Annotated in this window: 15 protein-coding genes; 8 read left to right on the top strand and 7 right to left on the bottom strand. The window is 71.4% G+C overall.

Annotated features, from left to right (window positions below; all coding sequences use genetic code 11):
- The first annotated feature begins 16 nt into the window (after positions 1-16).
- From ACZ5L9_RS16905 to ACZ5L9_RS16880, 6 genes are all read left to right on the top strand, one after another.
- Entirely contained in the window at positions 17-589 is a 573-nt protein-coding gene (locus ACZ5L9_RS16905; RefSeq protein ID WP_464529783.1) for a TM7S3/TM198-like domain-containing protein, read from the top strand.
- A 99-nt stretch (positions 590-688) separates the two neighbouring features.
- Positions 689-1,210 (top strand): DUF1269 domain-containing protein, encoded by a 522-nt coding sequence (locus tag ACZ5L9_RS16900; RefSeq protein ID WP_464529781.1) that lies wholly within the window; start codon positions 689-691, stop codon positions 1,208-1,210.
- An 82-nt stretch (positions 1,211-1,292) separates the two neighbouring features.
- A complete protein-coding gene (locus tag ACZ5L9_RS16895; RefSeq protein ID WP_464529778.1) occupies positions 1,293-1,694 on the top strand; it encodes a hypothetical protein in 402 nt (133 codons plus the stop codon).
- A gap of 43 nt (positions 1,695-1,737) precedes the next feature.
- Positions 1,738-2,307, top strand: a complete 570-nt coding sequence (locus ACZ5L9_RS16890; RefSeq protein WP_464529775.1) for a potassium channel family protein — start codon at positions 1,738-1,740, stop codon at positions 2,305-2,307.
- Positions 2,297-2,776, top strand: coding sequence for a DUF7144 family membrane protein (locus tag ACZ5L9_RS16885; protein ID WP_464529772.1), 480 nt, complete (start codon positions 2,297-2,299; stop codon positions 2,774-2,776). Before ACZ5L9_RS16890 ends, ACZ5L9_RS16885 begins: the two co-directional genes overlap by 11 nt.
- Before the next feature lie 688 nt (positions 2,777-3,464).
- Positions 3,465-4,352, top strand: a complete 888-nt coding sequence (locus ACZ5L9_RS16880; RefSeq protein ID WP_464529770.1) for a mechanosensitive ion channel family protein — start codon at positions 3,465-3,467, stop codon at positions 4,350-4,352.
- A gap of 33 nt (positions 4,353-4,385) precedes the next feature.
- Here the strand turns inward: ACZ5L9_RS16880 and ACZ5L9_RS16875 are convergent, their stop codons facing one another.
- The 7 genes from ACZ5L9_RS16875 to ACZ5L9_RS16845 all read right to left on the bottom strand — a co-directional run bounded on the left by ACZ5L9_RS16875 (position 4,386) and on the right by ACZ5L9_RS16845 (position 14,182).
- Positions 4,386-4,901: a DUF1269 domain-containing protein gene (locus ACZ5L9_RS16875; protein ID WP_464529766.1), complete on the bottom strand. Its 516-nt coding sequence runs from the start codon at positions 4,899-4,901 to the stop codon at positions 4,386-4,388.
- Between the two features lie 138 nt (positions 4,902-5,039).
- Positions 5,040-5,723, bottom strand: coding sequence for a TetR/AcrR family transcriptional regulator (locus ACZ5L9_RS16870; RefSeq protein WP_464529762.1), 684 nt, complete (start codon positions 5,721-5,723; stop codon positions 5,040-5,042).
- Positions 5,720-7,429 carry an allophanate hydrolase gene (locus tag ACZ5L9_RS16865; protein ID WP_464529759.1) on the bottom strand — a complete coding sequence of 570 codons (1,710 nt, stop codon included), beginning with the start codon at positions 7,427-7,429 and terminating at the stop codon, positions 5,720-5,722. Before ACZ5L9_RS16865 ends, ACZ5L9_RS16870 begins: the two co-directional genes overlap by 4 nt.
- Positions 7,426-11,055, bottom strand: a complete 3,630-nt coding sequence (gene uca / locus ACZ5L9_RS16860; RefSeq protein ID WP_464529755.1) for an urea carboxylase — start codon at positions 11,053-11,055, stop codon at positions 7,426-7,428. The genes ACZ5L9_RS16865 and uca overlap by 4 nt, the downstream gene beginning before the upstream one ends.
- On the bottom strand, positions 11,052-11,753 hold the full coding sequence (locus ACZ5L9_RS16855) for an urea amidolyase associated protein UAAP2 (protein WP_464529752.1): 702 nt from the start codon (positions 11,751-11,753) through the stop codon (positions 11,052-11,054). Before ACZ5L9_RS16855 ends, uca begins: the two co-directional genes overlap by 4 nt.
- Complete coding sequence (locus ACZ5L9_RS16850) at positions 11,750-12,595, bottom strand: urea amidolyase associated protein UAAP1 (RefSeq protein WP_464529749.1); 846 nt, start codon at positions 12,593-12,595, stop codon at positions 11,750-11,752. Before ACZ5L9_RS16850 ends, ACZ5L9_RS16855 begins: the two co-directional genes overlap by 4 nt.
- 3 nt (positions 12,596-12,598) lie before the next feature.
- Entirely contained in the window at positions 12,599-14,182 is a 1,584-nt protein-coding gene (locus tag ACZ5L9_RS16845) for an amino acid permease (RefSeq protein ID WP_464529747.1), read from the bottom strand.
- A 300-nt stretch (positions 14,183-14,482) separates the two neighbouring features.
- Between ACZ5L9_RS16845 and ACZ5L9_RS16840 the strand changes: the two genes are divergently transcribed.
- Positions 14,483-15,115 (top strand): HAD family hydrolase, encoded by a 633-nt coding sequence (locus ACZ5L9_RS16840; protein WP_464529745.1) that lies wholly within the window; start codon positions 14,483-14,485, stop codon positions 15,113-15,115.
- A gap of 142 nt (positions 15,116-15,257) precedes the next feature.
- Positions 15,258-17,429: a DEAD/DEAH box helicase gene (locus ACZ5L9_RS16835; protein ID WP_464529743.1), complete on the top strand. Its 2,172-nt coding sequence runs from the start codon at positions 15,258-15,260 to the stop codon at positions 17,427-17,429.

Genomic DNA, 17,429 nt, shown 5'->3' with positions numbered 1-17,429 from the left:
ACGGCAAGGAGACGCGATGTCAGCCACGGTGCTCCTGGTGTTCGGCGCGGTGCTGTGCTTCCTGGGCGCGGTCTCGGTCCGGATCGGAGTGCTCGCGGCGGGCTTCGCCGGCGGATGGCTGCTGGCCGAGGCATTCGACGCCTCGCTCGGCGTCCGCGTCCTGGTCGCGGTGGCCGCGGCGGCCGCCGCGCTGGTCGTCACCTTGTTGATGTCGAAGCTGGTCTTCTTCACCGCCGGCCTGGGCGCGGGGGCCATCCTCGGCGCGAAGATCTTCATCGTCTCGGACGCCGGAGCCGGGCAGGGTGACCCGGATGTCGTGCTGGCCCTGATCGTCGTCCCGGCCGTCGCCGTCGTCTGCGGCTTCCTGGCCGACCGCTGGGAGCGCTCCTTCCTCCGGCTCGCCACGGCGGCCGCAGGGGCGGCGCTGCTGCTGTCGGGGGTCGGCCGGATCGGCGCGGGGCAGAGCGAGCAGATGTGGCATCCCGACTCGACGGTGGGCGCGGCGGTGCTCGCCCTCGGTTGGCTGGTGCTGACCGTCGTGGGCTTCCGCTTCCAACGCTCGCGCACCCGCTCCGGGCGCCGGCACTAGCACTTTCACCGGGATCAGGGGAGCCGTACGCGGCGCCCAGACCCGACGCTGGGCTCTCGTCGAGGACGGCGCTGACCGTGCTCGGAAGGGGAGGGCGAGATGGCGGGGTCGACGACATTGACGGTGTGGATCTACGACTCGGCGCTGGGAGCCTCGGCCGGTGAGGTGCGGCTCAAGGACCTCGAGCAGCGCAACGCGCTCGTCGTCCACGACGCGGTCACCGTGACGTGGTTCCCGGGGGCGCACGAGCCGCGGGTCGGTCACGTGCGCCATCGCACGATGCTCGCCGCCGGTCACGGATCGCTGCTCGGCGTGCTCCTCGGGGCGGTGGTCTTCGCTCCTGTCGCGGGCGCCGTCGCGGGGGCCGGGGCGGCGGCACTGCTCAGCAAGGCCCGCCGGGTGGGCATCGAGCGCTCGTTCCTCGACGACATGAAGGCGCGACTGGCGCCCGGGCGCTCGGCCCTGGTCGTCCTCGCGAGCGAGGCCGACACCGAGACGGTGATGTCGTTCGTCTCCCGTGGCCTGGCGCGCGGCGACGTGGAGCTGCTCTACGCGCGGCTGGCCGACGACGCCCCGGAGGCGCTGCGCGCCCTCGCCGCCGAGGCCCAGGAGCAGCAGTGACGCGTCCGGGATGCGTGGTCCCTTTCGGGGGAGTCCGCTTGCGCGGGCCCCGTGGAGCGTGGTGCGCATGATCGCCACGCGGATGCGCACAGCCTCTGCGTCCCTGACCGTGCTCCTGGCGCTCGCCGCCGGCCTGACGGCCTGCGGCGGCGACTCGGCTAACGACAAGGCATGCGCTGCCAGGAGCAAGCTCGCCGACTCGCTCAAGGTGGTCGTCGACGACGTGAAGGCCGGGAACCTCGGACATGCCCGCGACAGCATGGGCGACGTGCGCTCGCAGGCAGCGGCTCTCAAGTCGGCCGTGGTGGATCTCGGTGCCCAGGAGCGGGACCGGCTCCAGCCTCAGATCGACGAGGTCGATGCGCAGGCGGCCGGCCTGAAGGACGCGACCAGTCTCTCCGAGCTCAGCACCAGCATCAGCGCTCTCGCCAGCAGCACGTCGGACGTCTTCGCCGCTCTCGCCGACGACCTCGGCTGCGACTGAGCGGCCTCGAGACGTCGCGGAACGGTGAGCGGAGGAGCGCCCGATGAGGATCGTCCATCGCCTCCGCGTCGCCTGGATCGTGGGGTTGGTGCTGCTGCTGTACTTCGCAGTGCCAGTCAACACCGAGGCTCGCGGCGGCATCGTCCTGCGCGTGGGCGCGGCGGCGCTGGTCCTGACGGTGCTGGCGCTGATGGTCCTCGGACAGGTGCGGCTCTCCCTCGCCTCGCCCGATCGCCGGATCGACGGCCTGGTGGCGGCCATCGTCGCGGTCTGGACGGTCTTCGCGCTCGCCTTCTACATCCTGGCCCTGCACCGTCCCGACCAGGTCGAGGGGCTGCGGACTCGGGTCGACTCGCTGTACTTCACCGCCACCACGATGCTCACGGTCGGGTACGGCGACATCCACGCGGCCGGCCAGCTCGCACGGGTGCTCGTCCTCGTCGAGATGGCCTTCAACGTGGTCTTCGTCGCTGCGGCTGCGAGCCTGCTCTCGGGCAGGGTCCGCCGCGTCGCTGCGGCCTCGCACGGTTCGGGTGAGGTGGGGGCCGCTCGCCCGCACGAGGCTGACGGCGACCATCCTCGTCCAACGTCAGGGAGCGACCATGAGCAGTGATCCTCACCGGTACGCCGACCCTTCGCACCACCTCATCCGCGGCTCGGCGGTGCTCTACTCCGGCGTGCTGCTGGGAGGGGTCGGCGTGATGCAGGTGCTGCTCGGCATCGGCGCCGTCGCCAAGGACACCATCTACGCGACCGGCATCGACTACGTCGTGCGGTTCGGAGTGACGACGTGGGGGTGGATCCACATCATCATCGGTGCCGTCGCCGTCGTGGTCTCGCTCGGGCTCGTGACCGGCCGGCGGTGGGGGATCCTGGCGGGCATCGGCGTCGCGATCGTCAGCGCGCTGAGCAGCTTCCTGTTCCTTCCGCACTACCCCTCGGGCGCGCTGGTGATCCTGGGATTCGACGTGCTGGTGCTGTGGGCGCTGTGCGCTGAGCTCGGGGAGGCCGGTGACGACGGTGGGGTCGAGGTCGGTGGGGTCGAGGTCGGCGGTCCGTACAAGGGCGGCGACGGCGCGTAGGTGCGCTGTCGCAGCGTCTCGGCGGCCTGCTCCTGCTCTGCCTCCCGCTGCTCGCGGGTGATCATCCGTCCGACCCAGTCCAGACCGATGTGTACGGCCCAGGCGCCGAAGGCGTACACCAGCATGGCGAACAGCACCGACGTGTCGAGCACGCCGCCGACGTTCTGACTGCCGCTCAGGCCGAGGTCGATCGGCGTGAACATGCCGCGGAACGGCTCCATCGCCCGATCGAGCGAGCGGTACGCCCAGGCGACGAAGGACGCGTCCGGGTTGGCGCCGAAGAGCAGGAGAACGAAGCCGAGGGTCAGGATCACCTCGGTGACGACCAGATAGGCGTAGACCATCCAGACCAGGGCGCGCACGCCGAGCAGCACGACATGGCGTTGCCGATGAGGACGCTGCGGAGGCGCCGGGTAGCCGACCGGCTGCGGGGTCGAGGACATGCTCATGAGACAACGTCAGCGCGTCGCGACGTCGGCGTCCTCGCCCGAAGCGGGTGGTACGCCTCGCAGCGATCGGCAGCACCATGGAGACGAGGGCAGCGGCTGAAGGGGGTAGGGATGGATCCGAAGCAGACGGACGGACCCACTCGTCCCCAGGTGCCGGAGGTCGGCGGCGTGGTCCTGCTCCTGACCGTGCTGGCCGTGCTCGCGGTAGCGGTCGTCCTGCTCGGGTGATCGCGATGTCGGTGAGCCCGTTGTTCGCCCTGCCGACACCGCTGGGCGACCTCGACGTCGACGGCTGGAGCGTGCTGTGGGCGCTGCTGATCGGTGTGGGCTCCATCGTCGCAGCGCACTGGGTGTCGTCGACCATCCTCCGGCTGGGGCACCGGGTCTCGGAGGTTCCCGACGACACCGTGCTCGGCGCAGCACGCGTGGTGCGCTACCTCATCTACATGATCGGGCTCGGCTTCGTGCTGAGCGTGCTCGGTGCGGCCGTACGCCCGCTCCTCGTGGTGATGCTGGTGCTCGCCGGTGCGGTCGTGCTGCTCGGTCGTGGAATCGCGGACAACCTGGGTGCAGGTCTCCTCATCCAGACCCGCCGGACGGTCAAGCTCGGCGACCTCATCGAGTGCGCGGGCCATCGCGGCCACATCAGTGACCTGAACAGCCGCTCGGTGGAGATCACCACCCTCGACGGCGTCACCATCCACATCCCGAACAAGCAGGTGCTGGACGGCGCGCTGCTCAACTTCTCCACGCGCGCGGTGATGCGATCCGAGGTGGAGGTCAGGGCGTCCATGCCCGGGCTCTTCGACGTCGACTCCTCGGTCCGCGACGCTGCTCCCTCCCAGGCGGCCCGACCGCGGATCACGGCCCTGATCAAGCTGGTGATCGAGGCTGCGCTCTCGGTGCGAGGGGTGCGTGACAACCCGGCGGTGGACGCGCTGGTGATCGAGGTCGACCCGGACCGGGTCGTGCTGCACCTGAGGATCTGGCACGCCGCCGATGCCCAGTCGCTGATCTGCTCCCGCACCGTGCTGGCCGTCACCGAGGCGGTCGACGCGGCCGGCCTGGTGTGCGCTCTGCGCTGGCCGCCGGCCGATGCCCCGCTCACACAGCCGGGGGACCTGTGATCGTTCGTCGGCGCGACAGCAGCGCGACGACGCTCAGCCGATCGGCCGCCCGTCGGGCTCCTCGGCGCCCAACAGCTCCCAGGTGGACATCGGAAGGGTCTTGGCGATCACCGCGGCGGCGCGTCGCTCTCCGTCGAGCGCGCTGTCGTAGACGAGGTCGGCGGCAGCCGGGGACGAGAGCATGAAGAGCGCGGACGTTCCCGGCGAGACGGCGTCGCGGACCCGGTTGAGGAAGACCTCGTCGATGCCGATCGCCCCGAGCGCCCCGGACGCGTGGTGCGCCGGACGTGCTGCGGCCGCGTCGAGCAGCGGGCCGAACAGGGTGATCCCGATCAGCACATGCCAGAAGCCGTGGAACTGGTCGCGTGACATCACCGACCCCGCGTCCAGCTGTACGCGCGGCGCCGTCGTCTCGCGCGCCCAGGCGATGCTCGCCCACGAGGGCAGCTCGACGGCGCGCTGGTCGACCAGGCGGGCGACCTCCAGCGCCGTCTCGCCGGCATGCTCCGGCGTGTCGAACACCAGCGCAGTCAGAACGATCTCAGCCACAAGCCCTCCCGAGCGTGAGTCGGCCGCGAAACGTCAGCGCACGTCGCCAGCGCTGACGCTGGCCGGCTCACGGAAGCAGTCTGGCCGTCCACCGGGTCCCGGGTCCACGGACGCGCCGACGCGTTCGGACTCCGGTCCTCAGTCGTCCTCCGGATCGCCGGAGACCCGCACGCGGGCGGCCCGTCGGGGAACGAGGGCCGAGTCGTCGCTGCGCGGTGCCACACCGCACACCCGCAGACACGCCTCGGCGATCGCCTCGGCATCCTGCTCATCCGGCACCCGCTGACGACGCTGCGCGATGACGACCTCGACCAGCTGGATCAGCATCTCGCCGAGCCGTCGGGCCTGCGCCGAGCCAGGGGCGTCGCCGGTCAACGCAGCTCCGAGGCGCGCGTACTCGCGCTGGAGAGCCTCGCGATCGGCACGGAACCCGTCGTGCCGCGCGAGCTGGACCTCGGGCAGGAAGTAGAGCGTGCCGATGTTGTGCGGGGTGCTCGCCAACGTCTCGACGTCCGCGCGGACCAGCGCATGGAGCCGCTCCGCGGGGGTGAGATCCTCACCGTCGAGCCGCTGCGCGACCTCGAGGGTCGGACGGACCGACGCCCCGAGCAGCTCGTCCAGGATCTCGTCCTTGCCCGCGAAGTGGTAGTACAGCGAAGCCTGCCGGATGCCAGCCCGCTCCGCGATCGCACGCGTCGACGTGGCAGCGAACCCGTTCTCGACGAAGAGCTCCGCAGCGGCATCGAGGATGTCGCTGCGCCCCGACCGCCCCGCACCATCGGTGGCGTGGCGAGGACGGCCGGGGCCCGCGCGATTGGTCATGCGCCCATTGTCCGCGTCGACGACGCCGCCGCCCGGAAGGCCCGCCAGCCCCCGTACGAGCTGATGTCCGGGGTGTCGGCCACCGCGTACGGCTCGACGAGGAACCCCGAGACGGACGTCCCGTCCTCCAGCTCGACCGTGCCTATCACCATCGGAGCGGGCACGGCCGCGACGAAGGTCCCGAAGCCGGCCGCCGGGAGCCGCCAGAGCTCGCCCTCGATCTGTGAGCCGCTGCCGTCCACCACGCGGACGAGCCCCGGCTTGGCCGGTGTGGTGGGCAGGGCGTGGAGTCGATAGCGGTCAGCCGTCCGGATCGTCGAGCGAAGGCTTCCGCCGGCCTGGACGAGCTGCGGGTTCAGCGGCTGACCCGAGAGGTGCGCCCCGACCACGAAGACGTCGATCGCGGGCGCCATCAGCGGGGCGGCCAGCTCGGCCAGCGCGTCGTCGCTGAAGGCCGGCCCGGTCAGCATCACCCCGAACGGGAGACCGTCGACGAAGCCGGCCGGGAGCGCCAGCGAGGCCATGTCGAGCAGGTTCGCGAAGTTCGTGAAGCGTCCCATCCGCGCATTCGCGGCGAGGGGATCGGACATGACCTCCTCCACGGTGGGGTGCCACGTGGTCGTCGGGGTCAGCAAGGCGTCGAAGCCGCTGAGCACCGTGCGGCCCTCGGCCCCGAGGCGCTGCAGCATCGCCCAGTCCGCGGCCCACTGCGCTGCCGTGGGCTCAGCCCCCGCCAGCACGATCTGCGCGACCGTCGGGTCGAGATCGGTGCCGATCAGATCCCGGTGCTTCTCGATGTGCGCGCCCACGGCGGCGTAGCGCTCGGCGACGAACGCGCCCCCGTACAGCATCGATGCGGCCTGCAGCAGCGGGCTCACGTCGACCTCGGCGACCTCGATCCCGGCCCGCTCATACGCGCTCACCGCCCGCCCGAACGCCTCGCGCCAGCCCTCGGCCATCCCCTCGAGGTGCTCCGGGGTGGGGATCGCGATCCGCGGGCGTCGGGGAAGCCGGTACGGAGCGTGCGGTGCCCGCGACAGCGGGTCCGACGCGTCCGGGCCGGCCATCGTGCCGGCGATGACGCGAGCGGTGGCCAGGTCGCGTGCGAACACCGTGACGCAGTCCTGCGAGTAGCAGGCGGGGACGACACCGGTGACCGGCACGGTGCCCTTGGTGGGCTTGATGCCCACGATGCCGTTGAGAGCGGCCGGCACCCGGCCGGATCCCGCCGTGTCGGTGCCGAGCGCCGCGTCGACCAGGCCGAGCGCGACAGCGACCGCAGATCCCGACGACGAGCCACCGGAGATGCGGGTCGGATCCCAGGCGTTGCGCACGGCACCGTACGGGCTGCGCGTCCCGACCAGGCCGGTGGCGAACTGGTCGAGGTTGGTCTTGCCGATCACGATCGCGCCGCTCGCCCGCAGGCGGGCGACGGCGGTGGCATCTCTCGCGGGGCGGTACGCGAACGACGCCGACCCGGCGGTCGTGGCATGACCGGCGACGTCGATGTTGTCCTTCACCGCCACCAGGAGCCCGGCGAGCGGAAGCCCGGGGTCGATCGTCGCCGCCTCGGCCAGGGCCACGGAGCGGTCGGTGAGCGAGATCCAGATCTCGGGCCGATCGACGGCCTCGATCCGGTCGTAGGCCGCCGACACCTTGGCGAGGATCGCCTCGGTGGTCCCGGTACCGATCGGACCCGCGCTCATGCCCGCACCGCCGCGAGGACCTGGCCGGGCGCAACCTGCTCGCCGGGGCGTACGTAGACCTCGACGACCGTGCCGTTGATCGGGGTGATCACCTTGGACTCCATCTTCATCGCCTCCAGGGAGAGGATCGCCTCACCCTCCTGCACACGCGCGCCCGGCTCGAGCGTCAGCTGCCACACCGTCGCGGTGAAGGGAGCGGTCACCGCGATCGCGCCGTCGGGCACGGTGACCTCATCCCTCGCGGGCGGTGCCGGCTCGTCGCGACGGTCGAACTCGCCCGCCTCGCGCCAGCGCTCCTTCTCGGCCTCGAAGGCCGCCGACTGGCGGCTGCGGAAGGCATCGATGGAGTCGGCGTTCTGGGCGAGGAACGCGTCGTACTCCTTCAGCGAGAACTCGCCGTCGAAGGTCTCGAAGTTCCCGCGGCCGGCGTCGGTCTCGGCCCGCAGCTCCAGGAGCTCCTCGGCCGAGACCGGATACCACTCGATCCGGTCGAAGAAGCGCAGCGCCCACGGGTTCTCGGCGAAGAGGCCGGTGCCGCGGGTGCCCCAGCGGTAGCGGTTCCAGATCTGCACCGTGCGCCCGACGAACTGGTAGCCGCCCGGTCCCTCCATGCCGTAGATGCACAGGTACGCACCGCCGATCCCGACGGAGTTCTCGGCCGTCCAGGTCCGAGCGGGGTTGTACTTCGTGGTGACGAGTCGATGGCGGGGGTCCAGGGGCGTCGCCACGGGTGCGCCGAGGTAGACGTCGCCGAGCCCCAGCACGAGGTAGGAGGCGTCGAAGACCGTGCGAAAGACGTCGTCGACCGTGTCGAGGCCGTTGATGCGGCGGATGAACTCGATGTTCCACGGGGTCCACGGCGCGTCCGAGCGGACGCCGGCCATGTAGCGCTCGATCGCCAGTCGCGTCGCCGGATCGTCCCAGCTCAGCGGGAGCCTCACCGTGCGTGAGGGCACCACGAGCTCGCTCGTCGGCGGGACCTCGTCCTCCAGCTCCAGCAGGAGCTGGGCCATGTCCGTCGCCTTCAGCACGCTCGCGTCGGTGTGCACCTGCAGCGACCGGATGCCGGGGGTGACGTCGACGATCCCGCTCGGGGCATGCTCGGCCACGGTCTGCTGGAGCGCGTGGACGCGCATCCGCAGTGCGAGGTCCAGGTGCATGTCGCCGTACTCGACCAGGACGTTGTCGTCCCCGTCGCGCCGGTAGGTGACCGAGGGGCGGCTGTCGGTCGCCTCACGCCGCGCGATGACGCCGTCGTCCCCGTCGCCTCCCGACGTGATCAGCGCGGGCGTGGCACGCAGCTCGACGAGCGCCGCTGCGTCAGCCTCCCGCACCGGTACGAAGCGGACCCGGTCGCCGGGACGGAGCTGACCCAGCTTCCACAGCTCGCCGCTGGCGACCACGGCGGGGCAGACGAAGCCACCGAGCGAGGGGCCGTCGGGGCCGAGGATGATCGGGGTGTCGCCGGTGAAGTCGATGGCGCCGACCGCGTACGGGGTGTCGTGGATGTTCGACGGGTGCAGGCCCGCCTCCCCACCGTCGGTGCGGGCCCAGTCGGGCTTGGGCCCGATCAGCCGGATGCCGGTGCGGGCGGAGTTGTGATGCACCTCGTAGCCGGTGGCGTAGAACGTGTCGAGGTCGGCGCGGGTGAAGAACTCGGGGGCGCCGTGCGGTCCCTCGGTGACGCCGATCTGCCACGCCGAGGTGATCGCGGGGCGACGTACGGCCGGGGTGGGGCCGCCGATGGTGGTCAGCGCGGGGTTCTCCGCGGCATCCGCGGTGCCGGGCCGGAGCACGTCGCCGGCGATGAGCGCCCGGCCGGCATGCCCGCCGAAGCCCCCGAGGGTGAAGGTCGAGGCGCTCCCGAGGTAGGCCGGCACCATGATCCCGCCCCGCACGGCGAGGAACGCCCGCAGCCCGGGGCCCGTGATGGTCCCGATGGCGAGGGTGCCCCCGGCGGGCACGTCGACCGGCTCCCACATCGGGACGGGCGCACCGTCGACCGTGACCTCGACGGGAGCACCGGCCAGGCAGATCACCGACGGCTCGGAGAAGCGCAGCATCGGGCCGCTGGCGGTGATCTCGAGGCCCGGGGCGGACGTCGGGTTGCCGACGGCGAGATTCGCCTCGGCGAGCGAGACCGGGTCGAACGGGCCGCTCGGCGGCACCCCGATCTGCCAGTAGCCGAGGCGCCCCGGCAGGTCCTGGACGGTGGTCATCGCACCTGCGGTGACCACGTCGATGCGAGGCTCGGGATCGGTGGTGACGTCCAGGGTCGAGGTGGAGTGGACCGCGGCGCGCAGGTCGTCGTGGTCGGTCAGGGAACGGAGCAGTCCGAGATTGGTGACGATGCCGTCGATGCGCGAGGCGCCGAGCGCCTCGCCGAGCAGGTCGAGCGCGTCGGAGCGCTGGACTCCGGCGGCGATGACCTTCGCGAGCATCGGGTCGTAGAAGGGCGAGACCTCGAGCCCGGTCTCGATCCATCCGTCGATGCGGACACCGTCCATCGCCGTGCCGTCCTGCCCGGGGAAGACCGCCCGGGTCACGAGGCCGGAGGAGGGCAGCGAGTCCTTGGCGGGGTCCTCGGCATAGACCCGGGCCTCGACGGCATGCCCGCGGGCCACCCAGGGGCGATCGAAGACCCGGCTCGGGACGCCGTCCGCACCGTCGCGGGCCAACCGGAGCATGAGGTCGACGAGGTCGACCCCGAAGACCGCCTCGGTGACCGGGTGCTCGACCTGAAGGCGGGTGTTGACCTCCAGGAACGAGGCCTCCTCGCGCACCGGGTCGTAGATGAACTCCACCGTGCCCGCGCTGCGGTAGTCGACCGACGCGGCGAGCGCGAGCGCGGAGTCGTGCAGCTGCGCCCGTACCCGATCGGGGAGCGCCGGGGCCGGCGCCTCCTCGATGACCTTCTGGTTGCGGCGCTGCAGCGAGCAGTCCCGGTCGCCGATCACGGCGACACGTCCGGCGCCGTCGCCGAAGAGCTGGACCTCGACATGGCGCGCCGGCCGCACGAGGCGCTCGAGGAAGACGCCGGTGGAGCCGAAGTTGGCCTGCGCGAGCAGCACGACGCGCTGGTAGGCGTCCCGGACCTCGTCGAGGGTCGTACAGGCCTGCATGCCGATGCCGCCGCCACCGCCGGTCGCCTTCAGCATGACCGGGAGGCCGATGCGCCCGGCCTCGGCGACGGCCTCGTCGACGGACGCCAGGAGCCCGGTGCCGGCGAGCATCGGGACACCGGCGCGCTGGGCGAGCTCGCGGGCGGTGTGCTTCTCCCCGAACGCCAAGATCTGCTCGACGGTGGGGCCCACGAAGCGGAGCCCCGCCTGCTCGATCGCCCGCGCGAAGTCGGTGTTCTCCGAGAGGAAGCCGTAGCCGGGGTGGATCAGGCCGACACCCGAGGAGAGGGCGGCCTCGATGATCGCCTCGCCGCGCAGGTACGACTCGCGGGCCGGAGCCGGGCCGAGGCGTACGGCGACGTCCGCCTCACGGACGTGGGGCGCGGCGCGGTCCGCGTCGGAGTAGACGGCGACGGTCTTCATCCCGAGCGCCTGCGCGCTGCGGATGACGCGCCGGGCGATCTCACCGCGGTTCGCTACGAGGACGGCGTCGAACGAGGTCACGAGAGGGTCCCTTCGGGGTCGACCACGATCATGCGGAGCGGGGTCGGGTTGAAGTCGTTGCAGGGGTTGTTCATCTGCGGGCAGTTCGAGATCACGACCAGGACATCCATCTCGGCTCGGACCGCGACCCGCTTCCCGGGGGCGGACAGACCGTCGACGATGCCGAGGGCGCCGTCCTCCTCGACCGGGACGTTCATGAACCAGTTCAGGTTCGAGACCAGGTCGCGCAGCCCGAGGCCGTGCTTGGCAGCCTCGGAGAGGAAGTTCTCGCGACACGCGTGGTGGAACATCACGTGGTGCCCGTAGCGCAGCGTGTTCGACTCCTTCGAGCACGCGCCGCCGATCGTGTCCTGGCGGTCGATCTCGTTGGCCACGACAGTCATCAGGGGATTGCCCTCGCCCGATCGCAGGACGGTGCCCTCGCGCACGTACGCATTGCCCTGCCAGGTCACGGTGTCCGGCACGCTGTAGCGCTCGTCGGTGTCGTGCGCGTTGTAGATGAGGCAGTCGCCGGACTGGTTGCCGCCGACGTCGACGATCGTCAGGACCTGGCCCGCGCGCACGACAGCCGACCACGACGCGTTGGACGGCACGTCCTCGTCGAGCACGACCGCGCCCTCGACGAGCGAGCGCGACCGGTCCAAGACGGACTCCGGCGCCGCCACCGCCCCGATCGGGACGCTGCTGGTGATGGTCATAGTCCGCGTGCCTCCGCGTAGTCGAGGGTGTTGAGGTAGGCCCGGTGCAGCTCCGGGGTGGCGGTGAACCGGGCGTCGGCGGCCGACGTCGGAGCGTCGCGCCAGCCGTGGATGCGCAACGGACCCGAGACGTAGTCCGGACGCGGATCGAGCGGGTGGGGGACGTTCGCCACCAGGACGATCAGCGGCAGCTCGGCGAGCAGCTCCACGTGGGTGCCGGCGCTCGCGGAGCCGGTCCAGGTGAAGTCGCCGTACGCATCGACCCGCACGCCCTGGAAGAAGGAGATGCTGGGCGGCAGGTCTCGTGCGCTCAGGCCGTGCTTGGCCGCGGCCTTGCCGAACAGGGAGCGACCGGCCGGTGCCGGGCCCTCCGGGCGGGCGTCCCCGTACTTCGCGCGGTTCCACGACTCGGTGCTGGTGCCGCAGAACGCGTCGTGATGCCCGGAGCTGTCCGCGACGATGGTGGCCAGCACCCGGCCGTCGCCGGAGAGCAGCGGGTGCGCCTCCCCGAGGTAGGCCTGCCACGGGATCTTCTGGGTGTCGGCGACGTTGAGCCGTTCGACCGGCTCGAGGGCGTTGTAGAGCACGACGTGCGCGCAGGCGTCGCCCGTCGGGTCGTCGAACCGCAGCCGGGTGCCACGGGCGATGACCTTGTGGGTGTAGCCACCGGGGGCCACCGTCTCGGCCCAGGTGAGGGCCGACGGGTCGACGCCGGTGGGGACGTGCGGGCTCGACGAGGCGGGCAGGTACGGCATCCAGGGGCTGGTCCGGCCGGCTTGTGCCCGAGCATCGCTGCGGGCGTTGAGCACCGAGTCGGTCAGGTGGTGATCGGCGATCGACACTGCTCAGGCCTCCATCGGAGTCGCGGGGGCGGTCGGCGGCGGAACGACGAGGTCGTCGCCGTGGGAGTGCGGCACGTGTCGCAGCGCGATCCGCAGGTGGAGCCGCTGCCCGAAGAAGTAGGCGGTGCCGATCGCGAGCGTCACGCCGATGAAGAGCAGGGCGCTCCACTGCAGCCACCAGGTGTGACCGGTGAGGTCGTACACGACCGAGCGGGGCCACAGGAGGTTGATGGTCATGCCGATCTGGTAGAGCACGGCCAGTGCGGTGATCGGCGTACCCCAGCGCCCGAGGGAGAACAGGGGACGCCCGTCCTCGTCGACGCCACCAGCGGGCGGCTCGCCCTTGATCCGCTTGAGCAGCAACGGCACGGTGACGCCGAGGTAGGCGAGGTAGATCATCGCGATGCACAGCGAGGAGAGCGCCAGGAAGATCGCGTACTGGTGGATGTTGACCAGCAGCGCCGCCGCGGCGAGGACGCCGACGACGATCGAGGCGGCGACCGGGGTGCCGGTACGCGGGGAGACCCTGCCCAGGACCCGGTGGAACGGGAAGGCCGTCTCGCGGGCCATCGAGTACATCATCCGTGCACCGGACGTCTGGACGGCGAGCGTGCACGCGAAGACGGCCACGGCGACGCAGCAGAGCAGCAGGCGGCCGAGCACGTCGCCGAGACGGTCCGTGACGACCCAGGCGAGGCCGCCCGTCGCGAGGTTGCCGTCGGTGAGGCTCCGGGCGGACATGAGGGCGGCGAGGATGAGCAGAGCGCCGCCGATGCCGGAGGTCACGAGCGCGCGCAGGATCGTGCGGGGCGTCGTACGGCGCGGCGCGTGCGTCTCCTCGGCCAGCTCGCCGGCCGAGTCGAAGCCGACCATCACGTAGGCCGCCATCAGCGAGCTGGCGAGGAAGGCGCCGAAGTAGCCGGAGCCGCCCTCCCAGCCGGTGTGGTGAAGCACGACCGCGGGGCCGCGCTCGGACAGGACGAACAGGGCCACGATCAGGGCGCAGACGCCGACGATCTCGATCGTGACGCCGACGCTCGAGGACAGCGCGATCTGACGGATGCCGCTGACGTTCACCAGGGTGGTGATCACCAGCAGGATGCAGCCGAGCAAGATGGCGTTCTGCGCGCCGGTCGCCGACGTCAGTGTCGGATCTGCGCCATGGCCCCCGACGATCTGGAAGCCCGACCAGATGCTCGGCAGCACCGCCTGGAGCGCGATGGCTGCGGCGGCGACGGTGAGGATCTGACCGACGATCATGGTCCACCCGACGAACCACCCGACGGTCGTGCCGGCGAGACGCGAGGACCACTGGTAGATGGAGCCCGAGATCGGCCACCGGGCGGCGAGCTCGGAGAAGCAGAGCGCGACGAGAAGCTGACCGGCGAACACCATCGGCCAGGTCCAGAAGAACGACGCGCCACCGAGGAAGAAGCCGAGTCCGAAGAGCTGGAAGACGGTGGTGAGGATCGAGACGAAGGAGAATCCGGCGGCGAAGGAGGCGAATGATCCGACGCCTCGCTGTAGCTCTTGGTGATAGCCGGACGCCGCGTTACGGGCATCGGCGTCGGTGACGGGTGCGCTCATGGCTGACTCCAGTGGGGCTGGAACGTATTAACTGTCGGTTGACAGGTATTACGTTCACCGGAGTCTGTTTCCGGTGCCGCCGGCTTCTATTTCCGATGCATGACGACTTCGCCGGGCTTCGTTACGCTCTCGTTTCACACGGTCCGCGACCGAGCCGGAGCACACGCGACGACCCTTCGCGTCCGTGTCCGCTTCGGGCCCGCTTCGGGCCCGCTCCGTGCCCCTAGGCTGCTGCTGCGCCTGTCTCAACGTAGGGAGAAGAACCTGAACGCCTCTGGATCCATCCGAAGGCCCGTCGCCGTGCTGTGGGACATGGACGGCACACTCGTCGACACCGAGCCGTACTGGATCGAGACCGAGCACGCGCTCGCCGCGGAACACGGCGGCGAGTGGACAGCGGAGGACGCGATGACGCTGGTCGGCAGCGACCTGCTCGTCTCGGGCACCTACATCAAGAAGAAGCTGGGCCTGCCTCACACGCCCCAGGAGGTCGTCGAGCTCCTGCTCGACGGTGTCTGCTCCCGGATCGACGCCGACGTGCCGTGGCGGCCGGGTGCCCGCGAGCTGCTCGCCGACCTCGCCGCGAACGGCGTGCCGTGCGCGCTCGTGACGATGTCGTACCAGCGCTTCGTCGCCCCGATCCTGGCCCACCTGCCCGCCGGGTCGTTCCAGGTGATCGTCACCGGCGACCAGGTCAATCGGGGAAAGCCCCACCCGGAGCCGTACGAGACGGCGGCGGCCGCGCTCGGCGTCGCGGCCTCCGACTGCATCGCGATCGAGGACTCCGGGACCGGCGCCACCTCGGCCGAGGCCGCCGGCTGCACGGTCGTCGTGGTGGAGAACCACGTCAAGGTCCCGGCGGGTCCGCGACGGATCTTCCTGCCCACCCTGGACGGCGTCACGACCGGCACGCTGCCCGCCCTCCTGGACTGACCACCCGCCCCGCGCGCGCAGCTGCCCGCGGGAGGGCTATCATGGCGGCGTCCGGCCCGGAGCCGCGTCGTCCTGACGCGCTCCTCTCTGGGGCCGATGGATCGGATGGGCCGCGCAGCCGCGCGGCAGGACAGGACGTGGTGTGGCGGCAGAGGGTCGGCGTGCATCGGGGCGCGGTCGGGGCCAGCAGCGGTCCCGCGCGCGGCAGCGGGACGAGACCGGGCTGATCCCGGTCCTCGCGAAGGCCGTACGTGATGTCGAGATCAGCGTGCAGCGAGGTCGGCCCGAGTCGACCCGCTTCCAGGTGGTCGCCCTGCTGGTCCGCGAGGAGCGGCAGCGCCTCAAGGCCGACCCCGAGCTGACCGAGCCGCAGCGTGCCGCCGAGCTCAAGCGCCTCGACGGGATCGCCACGATCCTCGCCCAGACCGCCGCCCGCGAGCCCGCCCTGTTCGGGCTGCTCGGCGAGGAGGCCGTCGAGACCGACGCGACCCGCCACCTGCGCCGCCAGCTCCTCGCCGCTGCGGGCCACGAGCCCGAGCCCGAGGTCGAGAAGGCCGAGCCGAGCGAGGCCGCCGTCGCCCGCAGCGAGCGTCAGGTGGTGCCCGTGTCGGTCGCCCGCGCGCAGCTGATGACGCCGTTCATGGTCCCCGACTTCTCCGCCGCCCCGCCGCGGGCCGAGACCCGCCGCCTGCTCGGCTGGGACCTGATCAGCCCACTGCTCAACTCCTTCGAGCACCCCGCTCCCGGCGTCACCTCCTGCATGGAGCTTCCCGACGCGCGTCCTGTCGGCGTGCTGCCGGCCGGCCTCAGCCTGATGGACCACCAGTCCCGTCTGGTCGCCAGCGTGGTCGACGGGCATCGCACGTTCCTGCTCGCCGACGAGCCCGGGCTCGGCAAGACCGCGCAGTCGCTGCTGGCCGCCCAGGCCGCGGAGGCGTACCCGTTGCTCGTCGTGGTGCCCAACGTCGTCAAGACGAACTGGGCGCGCGAGGCCGCGCGCTGGACCCCGGGTCGCAGCGTCAGCGTGGTCCACGGCGACGGCCAGGACGTCGACGGCTTCGCCGACATCATCGTGCTCAACTACGAGATCCTCGACCGCCACGTCGGCTGGATCGGCGACCACGGCTTCCGCGGGATGATCGTGGACGAGGCGCACTTCATCAAGAACAAGAAGTCGCAGCGCTCCCAGCACGTCCTCGAGATCGCCGACCGCGTCCGCCAGCGCGTCGCGAACCCGCTGATGATGGCGCTGACCGGCACGCCGCTGATCAACGACGTCGAGGACTTCCTCACGATCTGGCAGTTCCTCGGCTGGATCACCGAGCGCTCGCCGCGACCGCGGCTGATGGCCGCCCTGGAGGAGACCGGCATGACGCCGGCCGACTTCGGCTTCTACCCGGCGGCCCGCCAGGCCGTGGTCGACCAGGGCATCGTCCGTCGCCGCAAGGTCGACGTCGCCGCCGACATCCCGGCGCGCCGCATCGCCGACCTGCCCGTCGAGCTCGACGACGCCGAGGGCCGCTCGATCCGCGCCGCGGAGCGCGAGCTCGCGCTGCGCCTGGTCAAGCGGTACGACTCCGCGATCGAGGCCCGCAAGGAGCACCGCGCGAAGATCGGCGGCGCAGACGGGACCGACGGCATCGGCGGCATCGATCGGGAGCTCGTGCGTCGTGTCGCCGGCTGGGAGGTCGCCGACGGCGACGACACGACCAATGGCGACAACGTCTTCGCGATGGTCCGCCGGATCGGCCGGGCGAAGGCCGGCCTGGCCGCCGACTACGCCGCCCAGCTGGCGCGCAGCGCCGGCAAGGTCGTCTTCTTCGCCAAGCATCTCGACGTCATGGACGCGGCAGGCGAGGTGTTCGACAAGCGGGGGATCCGCTACACCGAGATCCGCGGCGACCAGTCCGCCACGGCCCGCACCCGGGCGATCGACGACTTCGTCAACGAGCCCGAGGTCCAGGTCATCGTCTGCTCGCTTACCGCGGCCGGCGTCGGCGTCAACCTCCAGGTCGCCTCCGACGTCGTCCTGGCCGAGCTGTCGTGGACAGACGCCGAGCAGACCCAGGCCATCGACCGGGTGCACCGCATCGGCCAGACCGAGCCGGTCACGGCGTGGCGTGTCATCGCGGCCCAGACGCTCGACTCCCGGATCGCCGAGCTCATCGACAGCAAGGCCGGCCTGGCGGCGGTGGCGCTCGACGGTGCCTCGGCCGACGAGATCACCTCCACGGTGGACGTGCGCCTCGAGGCCCTGGTGACGCTGCTGACCGACGCGCTGGAGAAGCGGGAGACGGCCGCCCTCACGTTCTGA

It is taken from the genome of Nocardioides sp. JCM 18998 (assembly GCF_055391535.1).
Note: the sequence above shows the minus strand (reverse complement) of the source record. Positions and strands in the feature narration are given on the sequence as shown.

Excerpts from the sequence above, each read along its gene's own strand:
- ACZ5L9_RS16905 (WP_464529783.1), top strand. The coding sequence starts at position 17 with ATGTCAGCCACGGTGCTCCTGGTGTTCGGCGCGGTGCTGTGCTTCCTG.
- ACZ5L9_RS16900 (WP_464529781.1), top strand. The coding sequence starts at position 689 with ATGGCGGGGTCGACGACATTGACGGTGTGGATCTACGACTCGGCGCTG.
- ACZ5L9_RS16895 (WP_464529778.1), top strand. The coding sequence starts at position 1,293 with ATGCGCACAGCCTCTGCGTCCCTGACCGTGCTCCTGGCGCTCGCCGCC.
- ACZ5L9_RS16890 (WP_464529775.1), top strand. The coding sequence starts at position 1,738 with ATGAGGATCGTCCATCGCCTCCGCGTCGCCTGGATCGTGGGGTTGGTG.
- ACZ5L9_RS16885 (WP_464529772.1), top strand. The coding sequence starts at position 2,297 with ATGAGCAGTGATCCTCACCGGTACGCCGACCCTTCGCACCACCTCATC.
- ACZ5L9_RS16870 (WP_464529762.1), bottom strand. The coding sequence starts at position 5,723 with ATGACCAATCGCGCGGGCCCCGGCCGTCCTCGCCACGCCACCGATGGT.
- ACZ5L9_RS16865 (WP_464529759.1), bottom strand. The coding sequence starts at position 7,429 with ATGAGCGCGGGTCCGATCGGTACCGGGACCACCGAGGCGATCCTCGCC.
- ACZ5L9_RS16855 (WP_464529752.1), bottom strand. The coding sequence starts at position 11,753 with ATGACCATCACCAGCAGCGTCCCGATCGGGGCGGTGGCGGCGCCGGAG.
- ACZ5L9_RS16845 (WP_464529747.1), bottom strand. The coding sequence starts at position 14,182 with ATGAGCGCACCCGTCACCGACGCCGATGCCCGTAACGCGGCGTCCGGC.